Annotated in this window: 16 protein-coding genes; all 16 read left to right on the top strand. The window is 59.7% G+C overall.

Annotated features, from left to right (window positions below):
• Positions 1 to 5 precede the first annotated feature (5 nt).
• Positions 6 to 1,544, top strand: coding sequence for a type VI secretion system contractile sheath large subunit (tssC, locus tag JHD64_RS03220; protein WP_199052234.1), 1,539 nt, complete (start codon positions 6 to 8; stop codon positions 1,542 to 1,544).
• A 109-nt stretch (positions 1,545 to 1,653) separates the two neighbouring features.
• The gene (gene tssA / locus JHD64_RS03215) at positions 1,654 to 3,210 is read left to right on the top strand and encodes a type VI secretion system protein TssA (protein ID WP_199052233.1); all 1,557 of its coding nucleotides are present in this window, start codon (positions 1,654 to 1,656) and stop codon (positions 3,208 to 3,210) included.
• A gap of 16 nt (positions 3,211 to 3,226) precedes the next feature.
• Complete coding sequence (tssF, locus tag JHD64_RS03210) at positions 3,227 to 4,990, top strand: type VI secretion system baseplate subunit TssF (RefSeq protein WP_199052232.1); 1,764 nt, start codon at positions 3,227 to 3,229, stop codon at positions 4,988 to 4,990.
• Positions 4,969 to 5,967, top strand: a complete 999-nt coding sequence (gene tssG / locus JHD64_RS03205) for a type VI secretion system baseplate subunit TssG (RefSeq protein WP_199052231.1) — start codon at positions 4,969 to 4,971, stop codon at positions 5,965 to 5,967. The genes tssF and tssG overlap by 22 nt, the downstream gene beginning before the upstream one ends.
• A complete protein-coding gene (gene tssJ, locus JHD64_RS03200; protein ID WP_199052230.1) occupies positions 5,960 to 6,610 on the top strand; it encodes a type VI secretion system lipoprotein TssJ in 651 nt (216 codons plus the stop codon). The genes tssG and tssJ overlap by 8 nt, the downstream gene beginning before the upstream one ends.
• A gap of 2 nt (positions 6,611 to 6,612) precedes the next feature.
• Positions 6,613 to 7,101 carry a type VI secretion system baseplate subunit TssE gene (gene tssE / locus JHD64_RS03195; RefSeq protein ID WP_199052229.1) on the top strand — a complete coding sequence of 163 codons (489 nt, stop codon included), beginning with the start codon at positions 6,613 to 6,615 and terminating at the stop codon, positions 7,099 to 7,101.
• Positions 7,102 to 7,177: 76 nt separating this feature from the next.
• Positions 7,178 to 8,527 (top strand): type VI secretion system baseplate subunit TssK, encoded by a 1,350-nt coding sequence (gene tssK, locus JHD64_RS03190; protein ID WP_059285736.1) that lies wholly within the window; start codon positions 7,178 to 7,180, stop codon positions 8,525 to 8,527.
• A complete protein-coding gene (locus JHD64_RS03185; protein ID WP_199052228.1) occupies positions 8,524 to 9,168 on the top strand; it encodes a DotU family type IV/VI secretion system protein in 645 nt (214 codons plus the stop codon). The genes tssK and JHD64_RS03185 overlap by 4 nt, the downstream gene beginning before the upstream one ends.
• A gap of 9 nt (positions 9,169 to 9,177) precedes the next feature.
• Complete coding sequence (locus JHD64_RS03180) at positions 9,178 to 10,758, top strand: OmpA family protein (RefSeq protein ID WP_199052227.1); 1,581 nt, start codon at positions 9,178 to 9,180, stop codon at positions 10,756 to 10,758.
• Between the two features lie 85 nt (positions 10,759 to 10,843).
• Positions 10,844 to 11,329: an Hcp family type VI secretion system effector gene (locus JHD64_RS03175; RefSeq protein ID WP_059285739.1), complete on the top strand. Its 486-nt coding sequence runs from the start codon at positions 10,844 to 10,846 to the stop codon at positions 11,327 to 11,329.
• Positions 11,330 to 11,397: 68 nt separating this feature from the next.
• Complete coding sequence (locus JHD64_RS03170; RefSeq protein WP_199052226.1) at positions 11,398 to 13,728, top strand: type VI secretion system Vgr family protein; 2,331 nt, start codon at positions 11,398 to 11,400, stop codon at positions 13,726 to 13,728.
• Positions 13,728 to 14,564: a DUF4123 domain-containing protein gene (locus JHD64_RS03165; protein WP_199052225.1), complete on the top strand. Its 837-nt coding sequence runs from the start codon at positions 13,728 to 13,730 to the stop codon at positions 14,562 to 14,564. The genes JHD64_RS03170 and JHD64_RS03165 overlap by 1 nt, the downstream gene beginning before the upstream one ends.
• A gap of 51 nt (positions 14,565 to 14,615) precedes the next feature.
• Positions 14,616 to 15,302, top strand: a complete 687-nt coding sequence (locus JHD64_RS03160) for a hypothetical protein (protein WP_199052224.1) — start codon at positions 14,616 to 14,618, stop codon at positions 15,300 to 15,302.
• Between the two features lie 142 nt (positions 15,303 to 15,444).
• Complete coding sequence (locus JHD64_RS03155) at positions 15,445 to 16,101, top strand: DUF3304 domain-containing protein (RefSeq protein WP_199052223.1); 657 nt, start codon at positions 15,445 to 15,447, stop codon at positions 16,099 to 16,101.
• Between the two features lie 89 nt (positions 16,102 to 16,190).
• The gene (locus tag JHD64_RS03150) at positions 16,191 to 16,739 is read left to right on the top strand and encodes a DUF3304 domain-containing protein (RefSeq protein ID WP_199052222.1); all 549 of its coding nucleotides are present in this window, start codon (positions 16,191 to 16,193) and stop codon (positions 16,737 to 16,739) included.
• Positions 16,721 to 17,543 (top strand): phospholipase effector Tle1 domain-containing protein (locus JHD64_RS03145; RefSeq protein ID WP_199052221.1); only part of this gene is annotated, 823 nt, incomplete at its 3' end. The genes JHD64_RS03150 and JHD64_RS03145, both read left to right, overlap by 19 nt.

The following is a 17,543-nucleotide window of genomic DNA, read 5'->3' as shown; positions in this document are numbered from 1 at the left end:
ACATCATGGAAATTAGCCCTCAGGAAAACAGCAGCACCGTGCTGGAACATGACACGGAACAGGACAGCGGCGTGTATAGCGCCTTGTGCACACGCATCAAGCTCAGTCCGGTCAGCCATGCCCCAGCTTTTGAAGTGTTCCAGAACCAGGATGCCCTGTCCGAATCCTCCATCGACGAACGCATTGCCGTCGCCGTCAATGTATTCCTGAAAATGGTGCAAGAATCAGCCATGAAAGTGGAGCGGCTGGACAAAAGCCTGCTGGACTATCATATCGACCGCATCGATGCCCAGATCAGCCGCCAACTGGATGCCGTGTTGCATCACCCGGATTTCCAGCGCACCGAATCGGCCTGGCGCGGACTGAAATTCCTGGTGGACCGTACCGATTTCCGCAAGAACGTCAAAATTGAAATCCTGGACGTCTCCAAAGACGCCTTGCGCCAGGATTTCGAAGACAGCCCGGAAGTCATCCAGAGCGGCCTGTACCGCCACACCTATATCCAGGAATACGATACCCCGGGTGGCGAGCCCATCGGTGCCATCATTGCCGATTACGAATTCGACCGCGGCCCGCAGGACATCGCCCTGCTGCGCAATGTCTCCAAAGTATCAGCCGCCGCCCACATGCCCTTCATTGCCTCGGTCGGTGCCGCCTTCTTCGGCAAGGACAGCATGGAAGAAGTGGCGGCCATCCAGGATGTGGCCAATTACTTTGACCGTGCCGAATACATCAAGTGGAAAAGCTTCCGCGACACCGACGATGCCCGCTATGTCGGCCTCACCCTGCCGCGCTTCCTGGCACGCTTGCCTTACGGCCAGGACACCGTCCCGGTGCGCAGCTTCAATTACAGCGAACAGGTAAAAGGCCCCGACCACCAGCGCTATCTGTGGGCCAACGCAGCGTTTGCCTTTGCCGCCAATATGGTGCGCAGCTTCATCCACAATGGCTGGTGCGTGCAGATTCGCGGCCCGCAAGCCGGCGGCCTGGTGGAAGATCTGCCCATCCACCTGTACGACCTGGGTACCGGCAACCAGATCAAGATCCCCACCGAAGTGCTGATTCCGGAAACACGCGAGTTCGAATTCGCCAATCTCGGCTTTTCACCACTGTCCTTCTACAAGAACCGCGACTACGCCTGCTTCTTCTCGGCCAACTCGGCACAAAAGCCGGTGCTGTATGAAACACGGGAAGCCACCGCCAATAGCCGCATCAATGCCCGCCTGCCCTACATCTTCCTGCTGTCGCGCATCGCCCACTACCTGAAGCTGATCCAGCGCGAAAACATCGGCACCACCAAGGACAGGCGCGTGCTGGAGCTGGAGCTCAACAGCTGGGTCAAGAACCTGGTCACCGAAATGACCGACCCCGGCGATGAACTGCAAGCCTCCCACCCGCTACGGGAGGCCAGAGTCGTGGTGGAGGACATCGAGGACAACCCCGGTTTCTTCAAGATCAAGCTGTTCATCGTGCCGCACTTCCAGGTCGAGGGCATGGATATCAGCCTGTCGCTGGTATCGCAAATGCCCAAGGCCAAGAGCTAGGGCCAAGCGCTGAGACCAAGCGGTTTGCCCATCTGCTCCCGGATGGGCAAGCCGCCCGAAAGTCAGCGCAGGCAGTCACGCACAGACCACTACAGGAACACCACGGCCCATGAAACCGGACTGGCTCAATCGATTGATCGGACAGGACAACACCAGCCTGGCAGAGCAGCCCTTTGCTGAACCGCTGCAAGCCTGCCAACCCGAGCATCCTTGCGGAGAGGATGTCGGCAACAATGAGCTGTTTTTGCAGGTCAAGGAAAACCTGGCCTTGCTCTCCGGCCTCGATAGCATCGCCCTGGAGCGGGACTGTCTAGTCTTGTTACAGCAAGGCAAGGATTTACGCCCTGCGGTGTATCTGGTGTATGCCTGGATCCGCCAGCAAGGCTGGCAGGGCTTGCTGCAGGGGCTGCAATTCCTGGAAGCGCTCATCCGGCTGTATGGCAACAAACTGCATCCACGCCGCAACGAAACCCGTCACGCTACCCTGGCCTGGCTTGGCAGCAGCAAGGTACTGGACTGGCTGGATGCCCAAGGAAGCCCCCCTGCACCACTCAAACCAGCTCTGCGTCAGCAACTGCAGGCCGTGCTGGAGGCATGGGCAGGGCATGACGCCAGACTGCAAACAGCCTGGTCTGCCTTGCAGGCCCGACTGCAGCAGGAGGATGCGCAGGAAAGTGTCGCCAGAGACGCCGCCATGCCCGACGGCCTGCTCCAGCACACCCCTTATCAGGATCAAGCGATTCGTTCCAGCCAGATGCTGATGGATAGTCTGCGCGCCATGTGCAGCTATCTGCGCCAACAACCTCATGGCGCCTTCGCCGCCTTTCGCCTGGCGCGGGTGGTGCGCTGGGATAGCGTACTGCACCCCCCGCCACACAATGGTCAACTGCTGACCAGGCTGGCCGGACCACGCCCGGAATTACGCCAGCAGCTCAAGCGCCTGCTGCTGCAAAAACAATGGCACGGCCTGCTGGAAAAAATCGATGCCGCCTTTCTGGAGTCAGCCAATCACTTCTGGCTGGACTTGCAGTATATGGCCTGGCAAGCACTCGGCCAGCTGGGGCAGGACTATCAACAATGGCGTGACATTGCCTTGAGCGATATTGCCCTGATGCGGCACCGCCTACCGGATATCGAGCAGCTGCGCTTTGCCGATGGCAGCTCCTTTGCCGACGACACCACGCTGGAATGGCTGGCCAGCCATGCAGTCGTGCATGACATCAGCGCCGGAGAGGCCATTACACCGACCTATGCCAACGCGGGCAGCGACCCGTCCTTGCAAGACATCAGCCAGGAAGCCCGGTTGCTGGCAGAACAGCAAGGGCTGGAAACCGCACTGGCCTGGCTGCAAACCCTGCCGCAGCCACGCGGCATGCGTGGTCAGACCGAACGCCTGCTGCTGACAGCCCGGCTGGCGGAAGCCAACGGCAGGGCAGACATTGCGCTGGGGATTGCCAGCGGACTGGAAAGCCAGGTATGCAGCCCTGCCATCTGCCAGTGGGACCCGGAACTGGCCTTTGAAGTCAAGCTCACCTACCAGCAATTACTGCGCAGCCGCGGCCGGAAAGAAAACGACAAACAGCAGCTGAATCTGCAGTTACAGCGTTTACAGCAGGAACTCAGCCTGCTCAACCCCTTGCGTAGCGCGCTTTTACCGAGCTACTGAAGCTGAGCCACTGCCGATGGATGACCAAACCCTGCATTACTTCGAAGCCGAAATGCGCTATCTGCGCGACGCGGGCAAGGAATTCGCCCAAGCCCATCCCGACCGCGCCGCGCAGCTCAACCTTGACCGGGTCGGCGATCTGGACCCGATGGTCGAGCGTCTGCTGGAAGGCTTTGCCTTTCTGATGGGCAAATTGCAGCAAAAACTGGATGACGATCTGCCAGAGCTGACCGAAAACCTGGTCAGTCTGCTGTGGCCACATTATTTGCGCATGATACCGTCACTGACCGTCATGTCGTTTCAGCCTGCCACAGGGGTGCTGCAACAGGCAGAGCATCTGGCCAGCGGCACCGCGGTGCAAAGCGATCCGGTCGGCACGGCAGGCATCCGCTGCCACTACCGCACCACCCGGCCATTGCAATTGCTCCCGCTGCAGCTGCAGCGGGCACAGCTGGAAGAGCAGGACGATGGCCGCCAGCTGATCCGCCTGGGTTTCCTGCTGGAAGCACAGGCCAATCGCGAAAGTCTGGACCTGTCCCGGCTGCCCTTGTTTCTCAATGCCGATGCGCCGGTTGCCTTTGCCCTGCTGCACGCACTGACCCGGCCGCAGGTCCGGCTAACACTCAAGCCCAGCGGGCAAGAAACCGTGATTGCCACCGACCTGAGCCTGCGGCAAACCGGCTTCGACCCGGATGACGCGCTGTGGCCCAGACCGGCCACTGCGCATGGCGGTTATCCCTTGCTGATGGAATACTTTGCCTTCCGGGAAAAATTCCTCTTTATCGAACTGCAAGGCATCCAGACCAGCCAATTGCCGACAGACGGCCGGTTCGACATCGAAATCAGTCTCGGCAGCAGCTTTCCTCCCGGACTGCCCTTCGACCAGCGCGCCTTTCAACTGAACTGCGTCCCGGCCATCAATCTGTTCGAAGTGGAAACCGAGCCGATTCATGTCGACCACCTCTCCACCGAATATCGCGTCATCCCCCGGCTACAGGATGCCGCCCATGTCGAAGTCTTCTCCGTCGATAGCGTGCAGGCTTTTGACCACCATACCGGTCAACGCCATGCCTATCTGCCATTCAGCAGTTTTCGCCACCGTGGCGGCATGCTGCGCCACGAAGCACCCGAGCGCTATTACCACAGCAGCCAGCGTCAAAGCGCCAGCGGACGTTACGACACCTGGCTGATGCTGGGCGGGCACGCCTGGCATCAGCAAAACAGCCTGTTCAGCGAAACCCTGTCGCTGCAGGTCACCGGCACCAACGGCATGCTGCCGCGCAAGGCATTGCGCCAGACGCAGTTGCTGACCCTGCTGCAAGACAATGCCTCGGTCGTGGCGATCTGCAATCTGCTTCCACCCAGCCTGCCCTGCCACCCGCCGCGGGAAGACCGCTTCCAGTGGCGGGTCCTGTCGCATATGGCCAGCAATTACCTGTCCTTGCTGAATACGGAAACCTTGCGCGGCACCCTGGCCTTGTATGACTGGACCCACGACGAACTCAACCGCCGCCGGCTGCAGGCTATTGTCGATGTTTCGCATCAGCTGGTCCGCAAAGTGGAGCGCGGCTGCGTGATGAGCGGCGTTGAAATCACCATTACCCTGGATCAGGCCGGCTTTACCGGAGAGGGAGATCTCTACCTGTTTGCCACCCTGCTGGACCACTTTCTCGCCGGTTATGCCGATCTCAACCTGTTTACCCGTCTGCGCGTTCTGCTCCAGCCAACGGGACAGATTTTCTGCGGGGAGGACCGTGCATGCAGCCGCCCTCCCCTCTGATACAGAGCCTGCTGGAACAGGCATGCCGCTTCAATTTTTATCGCTTCTGCGAACTGGTGGAACTGGCCCGGCCCGATGCCGCGCGGTTTGCCAGCCAGGACAGCATCGCAGCCGACCCCATCCGCTTCCGGTCGCGTCCGGGTTTCGGTTTTCCCACGGCGGAACTGGCCTATCAGCCGGAGGACATGAGCGATGCAGGGCCAGCGGCTCCCGCCGTGCAGACCCGTTTTCTCGGGCTTACCGGCGTGGATGGCATCCTGCCCCTGCATATCGGCAATGACCTCGTCACCCGCAGGGAAGGACACGAGGTCCTGGCAGACTTTCTTGATCTGTTCCATCACCGCATCGTCACCCGCTATTACGCCATCTGGCGCAAATATCACTACCCCGTCGGCTTCCAGCCCGGAGGACAAGACCGGATATCCAGGGCCTTGCTTGGCCTGACAGGCCGCGCCATCCCCGGCACTGCGCCTGCACTCAGCCCGGCACGCTGGCTGGCACTGCTCGGGCCGATGAGCCAGCGCAGCCGTACCGCCGATGGCCTGCGCGCAGCGGTGCTGCATGTGCTGCCGGACAGCAGGCCCGAGATCAACTGTTTTTACCCGCGCATGGTCCCGCTCCCCGCCAGTCGGCTAGGCCGGGACAGCCGGATGGCAACGGGCAGCCTGGTGCTGGGACGACGCCTGCTCGATGTGCAGCGCACCGTCAAACTGATCTTGCATCTGCAAGACAGCAGTCAGCTCGGCCCGCTGCAACAAGGCCAGCCAAGCCATGCCGAGCTGTGCACCATCCTGCGCGGCTATCTGGGCCTGCGCTGGGACCTGGCCTTGTTTGCCAGCCTGCCCCGTCATGCATGGCCTCCTTCGCGGCTATCACGCCATGGTGCCAGGCTTGGCCGCGATGCCCATCTGAAGCCTGCCTTGCTGGCAGCCCAGACCAGAGACCCGCTGATTCCGCTAGGCAGGCTACATGCCTAGCCCGATTCCGCTCAAACAGGAGAACCCCCCCATGCGCCACGCCCTGCGCATCATGCTGTTGCTGCTGGTCCTCGGCCTTGCCGGCTGCGGTGCCTGGCAATACGTCAAGGACGGAAGCAAAGCCCTGACCGAGGCAGTGTTTTATCCGCGCATCAAGACCGTAAAACTGGATGTGACCGCCAGGGCCGCATTGAACCCGGATGAACAGGGGCGCTCCTTGTCGGTGGTGGTGCGCGTCTATCAGCTGCGGGATGGCAAGGCATTCCGCGCCGCCAGCTACGAACAGATACTCGGCGACGACAAGAAAATACTGGGTGATGAGCTGCTGGCACGCCACGACTTTGTGCTGACACCGGACAGCAGCTACAGCCTCGACCAGCCGCTGGACGAAAACGCCGGGCAGATCGCGATCGTCGCACTGTTTCGCCAGAACGGACCACAAGCCATCTGGCGCATCGGCTTGCCCATCAGCGTGCTGGACAATGACACCCCGGCCAAATTGGAAGTCAAGGATAGCCAGATCCTTATCAGCCAGTTGCCACACCCGCTTCCCCAGCCGGCAGCGGCAGTCCCGCAAACACCAGCCAGCCCGCCACCCCAGCCCGCAAGCGCAGCAGCGGCCAGCAAAGCAAAGGGGAAATGATCATGCGTCACCGGCAAAGCGGCCCCTCCCTCTACGAGAAACTGTTAGGCAACTTCCAGGATGGCAGCACGGTATACGACTGGGACGATGCCACCCAGCTGCTGCTCAGCGTGATGGACAACATCCGGGTGATTCTCAACAGCCGGCAAGGTGCGCTCAAGCATCTGCCTGACTACGGCCTGCCTGATCTGTCACTGATCTACCGCCACCTGCCTGCCAGCGCGCATCAATTGCGTCAGAGCATCGCCAGCACGCTGCTGAAATACGAACCGCGGCTGCACAGCATCGATATCCAGCTGCTGGAAGCCCAGCACAGCGATGTACTGGGTTATGAGCTGGTCTGCCATCTGAAACAGGCCGGACTGGTGCGCTTTGGCAGCTACTTCAGCCCGGACCAGGCCGTGCGCCTGCGGCTACTGACGGCGCCAGCGCAGTCATCTGCGGACCCGCCGCTAGCACGGAGCTCACAGGCTTACTCCACCGTACCTTGATTCCCGAACCGTTTAGCCATGGCTGATCGCCGTAGCGACCATGCATTCAGGCCATCATTTTTGAAGGATATTCAGCTTGCGCATTCACAAACCACTCTGGCACGAAGGCATCCTGCTCCTGCCACAGCTGTTTCAACAACAAGAAGCCATGCAAGCCGCCCAGCGCCAACAGCTGGCCGAACTGGCCAGCCCCTTTCCCTGGGGGCTGTCCGCCATCCTGCTGGATGAACACGCGCTGGATCAGGGACAGGTCAGGCTGGATAGCCTGGCGGGCATTTTTCCCGATGGCAGCGCCTTCGACCAGCGACTGAGCGGCCACCTGCCTGCGCCACGCCATCTGGATGAGCTGCCCGCCACAGTGGACAGCGTCACCGTCTGGCTGGCGCTGCCAGCGCTCAACCCCATGGGAAACAATCTGCATCAGGGCAGCGTCGGGCCTGCTGACATACCACGGCGGTATCAGCAGAGCTTTGCCCGCGTGGCCGACCACATGGGAGAACAGGAAGACGAGCTGGCCGTCGAGCAGCTCAATCTGCTGTTGAAGTTTGATGGCGAATCACTGGATGGCATGAGCAAGCTGCCCCTGGCCCGACTGCAGCGCAATGCACAAAACCGCTTTGCCTGCGACCCGGACTTCATCCCCCCCCTGCTGTGCTGCCATGCCCTGCCTGCACTGCAAAACCGCCTGCAGCAGCTTGGCGAACTACTGCAAGCCAGGCAGGACAGCCTGCAGCAACAGCGCCGCGAGCGCACCCAGCAGGCGGCCGACTACCTGCTCTCCGACATCAGCCTGCTGTGGCTGATGAATACCCTGGGGCAGTGCTGGCCAGAACTGCGCATGCTGTCGCAATTACCCGGCATACACCCTTACCACGCCTATCTGTGCCTGTCGCGACTGGCCGGCATGCTTTGTACCTTTGCCCTGGAACGCCAGTTGAACGATATCCCGGCCTATGACCACCAGCAGCTGGGCCCGGTCTTCGGTCAGCTCGACAGCCTGATCCGCGATCTGCTGGATACCGTCATCCCCACCCCGGTGGTGCTGCTCCCCTTGCAGCGTGACGGCGCCAATTTGTGGATCGCCCATCTGCAAGACCCCCGTTTGCGCGAAGGTGCCGATTTTTACCTGTCGGTGCACGCCGCCATGCCGCTGCACCTGCTGCAAGAGCAACTGCCCAAGGTCTCCAAGGCCGGGGCACCTGAGGATGTCGCCCGCATCATGTCCTCTGCACTGAACGGCATTCCGCTGCGCCCCATGCAACGTCTGCCCACGGCCCTGCCCAGCAGGGTGGACAGCCTGTATTTCGCCCTGGATGCCCAGCACCCGGCCTTTGCCGCCATGCTGGCCGCCCAGTCCTGCGCCTTTTACTTCCCTTCCTCGCTGCCAGAACTGCAACTGGCGCTGTATGCGGTGCCCAGACCATGAAACCAGCCGACATCCTCCACAGCGTACGCGGCCACATGCGCGATGTGGCCCTCATCGTCACCCGGCTGAACGGACAAGCCGAGGTGATGGCACCGGACCGGTGGCAAGACCACTGCCTGACCGTGCTGGACGAGCTGGACCAACAGCTGGCCCAAAGCGGAGCACCTGCCAGCGACCGGGCACAGATGATCTACGCCGCCAGCTGCCTGCTGGACGAAACCGCACTGCGCACCCTGCCCGAAGCCCAGCGCCTGCAATGGCAAGCCACGCCCTTGCAGGTACAGCGCTTTGGCACCCTGCAAGGAGGCGAACAAGTGTATGAACAAATCAGCCAGGCACTCGCCACGCCAGCGCCTTCCCTATGGCTGCTGGCCTGCTGGCAACTGGTGCTGGCACTCGGCTTCCAGGGCAAATACCAGCATCAGGATCCTGCGCAGCGCACCCAACTGATACACAAGCTGGATCAAAGCATCGGGCCGATCGACACCCCCGTGCAAACCCCCCAGCGCAAACGGCGCAGCCTGCACTGGCGCAGCTTCTCCCCCTGGCTATGGGCCCTGCTGTCCTGCTCCCTGGCCCTCATCGTCTACTTCCTGCTGCAAAGCTGGCTGCACCATGCAGTCAGCCAGCTCGGCAGCTAAGGAATCAACATGCCACGCATACTCTGGCACGGGCTGTTTCCCCCCATGGTGCTGACACTCGGACTCCTGCTGATCTGGCGTTCATTACCGCTGACTACGCTCAGCGCCGCCCTGCTCAGCCTGCCCTGGCTGCTCCTCATGCTGCTGTGGTGGCAACGCGGATTGCGGCAGGCCAACACCGGTACAGACCGCACCATCGATGTCGTGCTGGTGGGGGGACCAGCCGCCTCCGACCTGATGCAAGGCGATGCCAGCCGCGAGGGCCTGCACCAACGCTGGCTATGGCTGGCAGATCCCGAGCAGCTGGCCGGCTGGCAAGCCGGACACTACCGCGTCAGTGGCCTGCTGCTGGTCGTCAATGCCGATCAGCCGCTGGCCGCTGCCACCGACCCGGCACTATCAGCTTGGCAACGTGCCTGGCAACACGCACAGCAGCAACTCGGCCACCCCCTGCCGGCGGCCTTGCTGGTCATCGCGGCCTTCCCGGCCCAGGCCGGCAGCTTGCAGCCAGCCAATCCCGCCATCGCCCCGGCCACAGACTATCCGGCCGCGCAACAGGCCATCGCCCAGCAAGGCCGGGCCATGGAAACCGAGACCTGGCACAGCAGCGTAGAGAACCGCCAGCAGGCCGTGCACAACAGCATCGCCCTGCAATGGCTGCTGCAGCATACGGCAGCACAGCTCCTGCCAGCCCTGCTACCACAACAGTCAGCGCGTGGCGGCCCCGCCCTGCATGCCATCGGCTGGATGTGTGCCGGCGAACTGACAGGCGATAGCCCCTGGCAACAGGCTGCCAACCAGGCCAGTCAACTGCGACTGCGCGCGCAGCAGCCGGCGACCCCACCGCAGGCCCTGCCGCTGCCCGAGGCACTGCTCGCCAGTTTCCCGGCCCGGCTAAGCTGCCCGCCTTCCCTGCAAGGGCTGGCCTGGCTACTCACCACGGCGGCGCTGTTTTTTACCGCCTTTGCCACCAGCTCTGCCTGGAACAATCACCTGCTCATCCAGCAAAGCGAAGCCAGGCTGCGCGCCTTCCAGATACTCAAGCCCACGCAGGAACCGCTGCGCGGCCGGGCAGCGCAAACCCTGCAAGTCTGGCAAAACCACTTGAACAGTCTTGCCACCGACGGCATACCGCTGCGACTGGATCTCGGGCTGTACCAGGGCCATGCCCTGGCCAGCATCAGCAACGAGGCCCTGCGGCACTACCAGCCCCCCGCCCCCAAACGCGAGGTCGTCCGCCTCGATACCACTGCCCTGTTCGACAGTGGCAAGGCCGTGCTCAAGCCACAAGCCAAACTGGCCTTGCAATCGGTGCTGGTCTGGCTACAGGCCAATCCGGGCAAACGGGTATTGATCGACGGCCATACCGACAACACCGGCAACGCCGCCAGCAATCTGCAGCTGTCGCTGGCTCGTGCCGAAGCCGTGCGCAGCTGGCTGGTGACCGCCACCACCTTCCCCATTACCCATTTTGCTGTCCAGGGGCTGGGAGACACCCAGCCCCTGGACAGCAATGACGATGCGACCGGCCGCAGCAAAAACCGGCGCGTGGAAATCACCCTGATCGAACCGCCAGGCAAAACGCGCTGACATCAGGGTGTCAACGAAACCGCCCCTGCCCGGTGCAGGTGGACGGACAACACGACCGGGGCCAGCCCCGGCAAGGAGAAACAGTATGGCCATACCCGCGTATTTGTGGATCAAGGATGACGGCGGTGCCGATATCAAGGGCTCGGTCACGGTGCAGGGACGTGAAGGATCGGTAGAAATCCTGGAATTCGACCATAGCGTCTACATTCCCACCGACGGCAATACCGGCAAGCTCACCGGCACCCGCGTGCACACCCCGCTGACCTTCGTCAAGGAGTTCGACGCCTCCTCACCCTATCTGTACAAGGCGGTCACCAGCGGACAAAACCTCAAGGGCATGGAGATCAAGTGGTACCGCATCGACGATGCCGGCGAGGAAAAAGAGTACTTCAACATGAAGCTGGAAAACGTCAAGGTCGTCGCCGTCAAACCCAAGATGCACAACATCAAGGACATCGACAAGGAACGCTACAACCACCTGGAACAAGTGGACGTGCGCTACGAGAAGATTACCTGGGCCTACAAGGACGGCAACATCATCCACTCCGATAGCTGGATAGAAAACCGCTAACCCCCAACCACCGGCAGCTGCCCCCCGGCAGCTGCCGCGACCGCAACCCACCACAGCAAGGACCCGCCATGCCCAACCCCTACCAGCTCGCCTTCCCCGCACGCCTGGGGCTGGACCTGTCCGTGTTCGCCTTTACCCTCGACGAAGCCCTCGACACCCCCTTCCTGCTCGACATCGCCGTCACCTCAAGCCAGGCACACCTCCCCCTGGCCCAGCTCATCCACCAGCCCGTCTCCTTTACCATCACCCCGCCCGCCGCAACAGTCCTTCCCCCCATCCCCGGCCTGACCCCACCACCCGCCAGCGACCGCTCCCGCCGCTGGCAGGGCGTGGTGCGCGCCGCCAGCCGCCTGCACAGCAATCCGCAGGAAACCCGCTACCGCTTTCGCATCGGCCCACCCCTCGCCACCCTCGCCGATGGCCGCCACACCCGGCTGTTTCAGCAACAAAGCATCCCCGCCGTGATCGCAGCCGTGCTGCAGCAGCATGGCCTAGCCGGCAGCGCCCTGCAGTTCGACCTGACTGCCGACTATCCCCTGTTCGAACACCTCACCCAGTATCGCGAGAGCGATCTGGATTTCATCCAGCGCCTGGCCGCCTCCGCCGGGCTGTTCTATCAGGACATCCCCGCTGCCGATGGCCGCACGCTGCTGGCCTTTGGCGATAATCTCGAGCATTACCAGCGCGGGCTGCTGCCCATCCTGCCGCTCAGCCCCGATGCCGGCCTGGAAGGCGTCGGCCGCGAAGTGATCCGCCGCTTCGACCTGCACCACCAGCCCATGCTGCACAGCGTGCAGCGCCGCGACTTCAACTACCGCAGCGCCAGCACCCCGCTGGCCAGCCGCGTGGACAGCCCCGACGACACCCCGGCGGCCCATGGCCTGGATGATGACTGGGGCGAGGGCCAGCGCACGGCCGACGAAGGCCAGCGCCTGGCACTGCTGCGCCACCAGCTGTCGCTCAGCCGCCAGTGCCAGGGCGAGGGGGCCGGCAATGTGCTGCACAGCCGCCCCGGCGCCGTGTTCACCCTCAGCCAGGCCTTTGCCGAAGCCCCCCATGGCTGGCTGCTCACCGCCGTGCGCCATCAGGGCGCGCGCGATCAGGCCTATCACAACCAGTTCAGCGTCATCCCCGCCGACCGCCTGTGGCGACCGGCGCTGCGCGACAAGCCGCGCATCCACGGCACCCTGCCCGCCATGGTGGTCAGCCCGGCCAACAATAGCTACCGCTACCCCTTTCTCGATGCCGATGGCCGCTACCGGGTGCGCTTTCTGTTTGATCTGGATGAATGGCCCCCCGGCAGCGATTCGCGCCCGGTCCGCCTGGCCAAGCCCTTTGCCGGCGGCGGCTTTGGCCTGCACCTGCCGCTGCATGCCGGCACCCGCGTCAACATCGCGTTTACCGCTGGCGATATCGACCGCCCCTATATCGCCTCGGCCATGCACGACAGCAGCAAGCCGGATCACATCAACAGCGGCTGGCATACCCGCAATGTCATCCTTACCCGCGCCCACAACAAGCTGCGCATGGAAGATCTGCACGGCAAGGAACACATCAAGCTGGCCACCGAATACGGCAAGACCCAGCTCAACATCGGCCACCTGGTGGATGGCCAGCGCCAGCCGCGCGGGGAAGGCTTCGAGCTGCGCAGCGAGCAGTGGGGCGTGCTGCGCGCCGGACGCGGACTGCTGCTGTCCGCCCATGCCCAGCAACACGCTCAGGGCAAGCAAACCGACCTGACTGAAACCTACCAGACACTGGATGAAGCCAACCAGAACGCCCACGCCATGAGTAGCGCAGCAAAAATGGCCAACGCGGAAGAGCTGGACTGGCAAGCACAACACCAACTGTTACAGCAACAAATCAAACAGTTGCAAGAAGCCGTGCTGGTCGCCACGTCCCCAAGGGGAATGGCACTGTCCACGCCTGGCAGCATGCACCTGAATACGGGAAAAACCCTGGCGATCAGCAGCAGTGGCAATACCGCAATCACGATCATGAAAAAACTGACGGTAAATGTCAGTGAAATCATCAGCCTGTTTGCCATGAAAACTGGCATCAAATTATTTGCCAACAAAGGACCTATTCAAATCCAAGCTCAATCAGATGCATTACAACTAGCATCCATGGGAGAACTCAATATCAGCAGTTCCAATGGCAAAGTGATCATCAATGCCAAAGAAATCACACTAACTGCTGGAGGTAGCTGGATCAACATTGGCAGCGAAGGGCTAAAACTGGGTAGTGGTGCAGGGCCGATTACCCATTTTGGTGATTTCAGCGTCCTTGGCCCCGTTGCAAAATCAACTCCCCTTCCATCGTTTACCAAGGTGAATTGCAAATCCTGCCTGGAACGCGCTTTCAGAGAAGCCAACCCACTAACAGGAGGCCATGCCTAATGTTGAATGTCATAAAAACACAACGACAGACTGCAGCAGAATGGCTGGACGAGCTGCTAACTCATGTACAACAAATACAGAAAACCCAGCTATTTGCGATGATTGATCTAGCACAGGATCAACATTTCATTCTGCAAACAATTCAATATCATTCGGCAGCACCAAGTTATCGCCTTTTATTGGAAAACACGATACACCACATGGCAGCCGAGGCAGGACCAGTATTGATTGCCTTCCAAACAACACAGGAAAAACAAGTAAAATTATTACTGGAATTAATACAACTCATCAAAGATGAGCCACGTCTTATTTTGTTTTTGGCAGAAGAGCACGTCAACCTAGACCAACTCGCCAAACGACTCACACAAGCAATGCAAGTGGAACTGAATGAGGGCATCATGCCCATGATATTTCGTTTTTACGATCCACGCTGCATACATATAGCACTAAGCAACTTATCCCCAGCCGAATTCAAGTTTATTTTTGAACCCATTCACGCCGTTCACTGGCAAGACCGTGATGGCGTTTCCTGTCGGATAAACCGCCCTGATGAGCTCTCCTCTTTGCCGGACTGGCCGCATCAAGTACTGCACCTGAGCGATGGCAGTGTACAAGCCTTAAGCGCATGGCAGCAAGCCGAAAGATGGCAACAAACCCATGAATCCACCCCTGACTCATTTGGCCTGGACAATAAAGAATCCATGATGAAACTCCTTTATAAAATGCAATTACTGGCCGATGAGAAAAATATGCTTTCCGAGCCAGAGCGCAATGCTTTTATTCATGAACAACTGCAAAACACGAGTAAAACAAATAACCACATCAAGAGTAATTAATTCCAGTGTTTACCAAACAGATCTCCACACAACCACTAAGGAAAACACACCATGTCAACCACACTCCGTGACAGCGCAATCGCAATTTTAATGCTAAGCAGCATTCTCTGCACTTCGGCAAGCAGCCATGCCGAAACATTAAAATCGGAAAAAATCTATTTTTCAAAAGAAAGCATTGATCAACTAAAAGACTGGATAAACAGTAACAAATCAATCAGCAAGGAAATAAAAATAGGCAACTTCAACATTCCACTTCCACCTGGAGAGTGGAGACCACTACCAGGCGGACTGGAGACTGGGTCTTTTATCGCAAGTAAAAATCAGATTGGCATTGAACTATACACCCCATCAAACAATTCAGAACAAATGCCAGACTACATGCTAAGTATTACGACGAGTCAAAGCATACCCTTTACCTACCTGCCAAAAATATGCGAAAAAAATAACATGGAAAAATCAGAGGAAGAAATTACAAACAACAACAAAGCAATACCCAGCCTCGACTGCAATACGTTCGAGACGAAATATGCCTTTGACACCCCCATACTTGCCTCTATTCAACTTTACTCGAAAGAAAACAACAACATCTATATTACTTACGTCCGACCAATAAATAAAAACAACTCATCAAGCGAAAATTTCAAAGACAAGGAAAAAAGAGAAACAGAAGAATTCAAGAAGCTATCAAACAACTACTTGAAAATTTTAAATAAAAACATTGCACCACTTTTCAAGTAAGCAGTACACACTTTTTTCAACGTTGAAATAACGGCGTTGCACCCGGCAAGACGGTGCAACGCAGCAATATTTTCCTGGCTGGGCTTGCACCTTAAAAATAAGCCGCCAAACAGATGGAGGGCCAGCTAATGGAGAAAAAGTCATGTCCGAAACCCCAATAAACCTGGAACACGCCCAACTGGCCACACCCTGGGATGATCAGCAGGATGCCTTCCCCAGTGATGCCCAGCAGCTGCACGACATGCGCTATTTACAGCAACAGCTCTGGCGGCACGGCATCCGCTGGCTTAAACGCACGCTGCTCTGCCTGCTGCTGCCCTGGCTGGCGGCCTGTTCCAGCCTCCTGGCCGGGCCGGGTGGCGGGCTGATCGGCGTGCCCACCCATTTGTATGACTTCAACCCGGAAATCTACACCGTCAAATCCGTCACGTTTGAGTTTCTTGGTGTGGCCGGGGTATCCGGTGGCGAGGAGTGCTGCGCCACGCTGCCCCGTATCTGGCGTCCCGGTCTGATGGCCACCGTGCGTTGGGTGGAGGACCCCAACCCTTGCCTGGGGTGCGGTCCTAAAAATGAGAATGCTTTTCGTGAATACATGAAAAAGAAAGAAGCCAGCTACCAGCACTACAGCGCGCAGGTGGAGATTCCGCCGTACAAGGATACCTATGGCATCAATCTGGCCTTCCTGCCCTGCCATCAAGTGCGACTGGTAATTGATAGCAAACAGGTTTTTCCCACATTGGCCAAGTGGAGAGCTGAGGCCAAACAGATGGAGGGTCAGTCATGTCCGAAACCCCAATAAACCTGGAACACGCCCAGTTGGCCGCACCCTGGGATGATCAGCTGGACGCCTTCCCCAGTCATGCCCAAGCGCTGCGCGACACGCGCTATTTGCAGCAACAGCTCTGGCGGCACGGCATCCGCTGGCTTAAACGCACGCTGCTCTGCCTGCTGCTGCCCTGGCTGGCGGCCTGCTCCAGTCTCCTGGCCGGGCCGGGCGGGGGATTGATGGGTGTGCCCACCCATTTGTATGACTTCAACCCGCACATCTACACCGTCATCAGCGCTGAGTTTGAGTTTCTGGGTAAGTCAGCGGTATTTGCCGGCGAGGTGTGCTGCGCCACGCTGCCCCGTACCTGGCGCCCCGGTCTGATGGCCACCGTGCGCTGGGTGGAGGACCCCAACCCTTGCTTGGATTGTGGTCCGAAAGACCGCAATGCTTTTCGCGAGTACATGAAAAAAAAGCAAACCACCTACCAACACTACAGCGCGCAGGTGGAGATTCCGCCGTATGGCAGCACCTGCGGCCTGAATCTGGTGTTCCTGCCCTGCCATCAGGTGAGGCTGGTGTTGGACTGCAAACAGAAATATCCGCTGATTAATCAATGGGAAGCCGAAGCCAAACAGATGGAGGGTCAGTCATGTCCGAAACCCCAATAAACCTGGAACACGCCCAACTGGCCGCGCCCTGGGATGAGCAGCTGGATGCCTTCCCCAGTGATGCCCAAGCGCTGCGCGACATGCGCTATCTGCAGCAACAGGAAATGCAGGAGGTGTGCCTGGCCGCGCGTGCCCAGCGCCGCCCGCCCCCGTGTGGGCTGGTGACCAATGTGTCGTTGTTCTTCGATGGCACCAACAACCATATGGAAACCGACCTGCCAAATAATAGCCATTCCAATATTGCCCGCTTGTTTCAGGCCTCCATCCAGGGAAAGAAAGCTGGTAGGGATGGCTATTTCTCCTACTATCTGCAAGGGGTGGGCACCCAGTTCAAGGAAATCCATGAAATGAGCTTCTCCGCTGCCGGGTTGAAATACGCCAGCGGCGGGCAGATGCGTATTTTATGGGGGCTGACCCGGCTGATTGATGCGCTGCGCAAATCGAAAAGCCCGGACCCGGACAAACCGGAAGACTTGCCGGATGATGAGGCCTATCGTATTGCCTGCGACATGGTAAATGGCGAGCTCAACCAGTGGGACACCAAGCGGCAGGGGCCGATACCGCCCAGCCAGCGCCGCCGCCAGGCCATGCGCAATGGCATGGCCTCCATCATCCAGCATCTGGACGTGCAGCAAGCGCCCAAGCTGGCTGGCTTGCGGGTGCATGTATATGGCTTCTCCCGTGGTGCGGCCGAGGCGCGCGCCTTCTTGCATTGGCTGCTGGAGCTGTGCGAGCACGGCGAAGATGGCAAGTACCGGCTGTTTGGCGTGCCGGTCAAGGTGCCGTTTGTCGGCCTGTTCGATA

Origin of the sequence: Aquitalea sp. ASV15 (genome assembly GCF_016429115.1) — a bacterium.
GTDB lineage: Bacteria > Pseudomonadota > Gammaproteobacteria > Burkholderiales > Chromobacteriaceae > Aquitalea > Aquitalea magnusonii.
This window is presented reverse-complemented; position numbering and strand designations above follow the sequence as displayed.

Excerpts from the sequence above, each read along its gene's own strand:
- tssC (WP_199052234.1), top strand. The coding sequence starts at position 6 with ATGGAAATTAGCCCTCAGGAAAACAGCAGCACCGTGCTGGAACATGAC.
- tssA (WP_199052233.1), top strand. The coding sequence starts at position 1,654 with ATGAAACCGGACTGGCTCAATCGATTGATCGGACAGGACAACACCAGC.
- tssF (WP_199052232.1), top strand. The coding sequence starts at position 3,227 with ATGGATGACCAAACCCTGCATTACTTCGAAGCCGAAATGCGCTATCTG.
- tssG (WP_199052231.1), top strand. The coding sequence starts at position 4,969 with ATGCAGCCGCCCTCCCCTCTGATACAGAGCCTGCTGGAACAGGCATGC.
- tssJ (WP_199052230.1), top strand. The coding sequence starts at position 5,960 with ATGCCTAGCCCGATTCCGCTCAAACAGGAGAACCCCCCCATGCGCCAC.
- tssE (WP_199052229.1), top strand. The coding sequence starts at position 6,613 with ATGCGTCACCGGCAAAGCGGCCCCTCCCTCTACGAGAAACTGTTAGGC.
- JHD64_RS03185 (WP_199052228.1), top strand. The coding sequence starts at position 8,524 with ATGAAACCAGCCGACATCCTCCACAGCGTACGCGGCCACATGCGCGAT.
- JHD64_RS03180 (WP_199052227.1), top strand. The coding sequence starts at position 9,178 with ATGCCACGCATACTCTGGCACGGGCTGTTTCCCCCCATGGTGCTGACA.
- JHD64_RS03175 (WP_059285739.1), top strand. The coding sequence starts at position 10,844 with ATGGCCATACCCGCGTATTTGTGGATCAAGGATGACGGCGGTGCCGAT.
- JHD64_RS03170 (WP_199052226.1), top strand. The coding sequence starts at position 11,398 with ATGCCCAACCCCTACCAGCTCGCCTTCCCCGCACGCCTGGGGCTGGAC.
- JHD64_RS03165 (WP_199052225.1), top strand. The coding sequence starts at position 13,728 with ATGTTGAATGTCATAAAAACACAACGACAGACTGCAGCAGAATGGCTG.
- JHD64_RS03160 (WP_199052224.1), top strand. The coding sequence starts at position 14,616 with ATGTCAACCACACTCCGTGACAGCGCAATCGCAATTTTAATGCTAAGC.
- JHD64_RS03155 (WP_199052223.1), top strand. The coding sequence starts at position 15,445 with ATGTCCGAAACCCCAATAAACCTGGAACACGCCCAACTGGCCACACCC.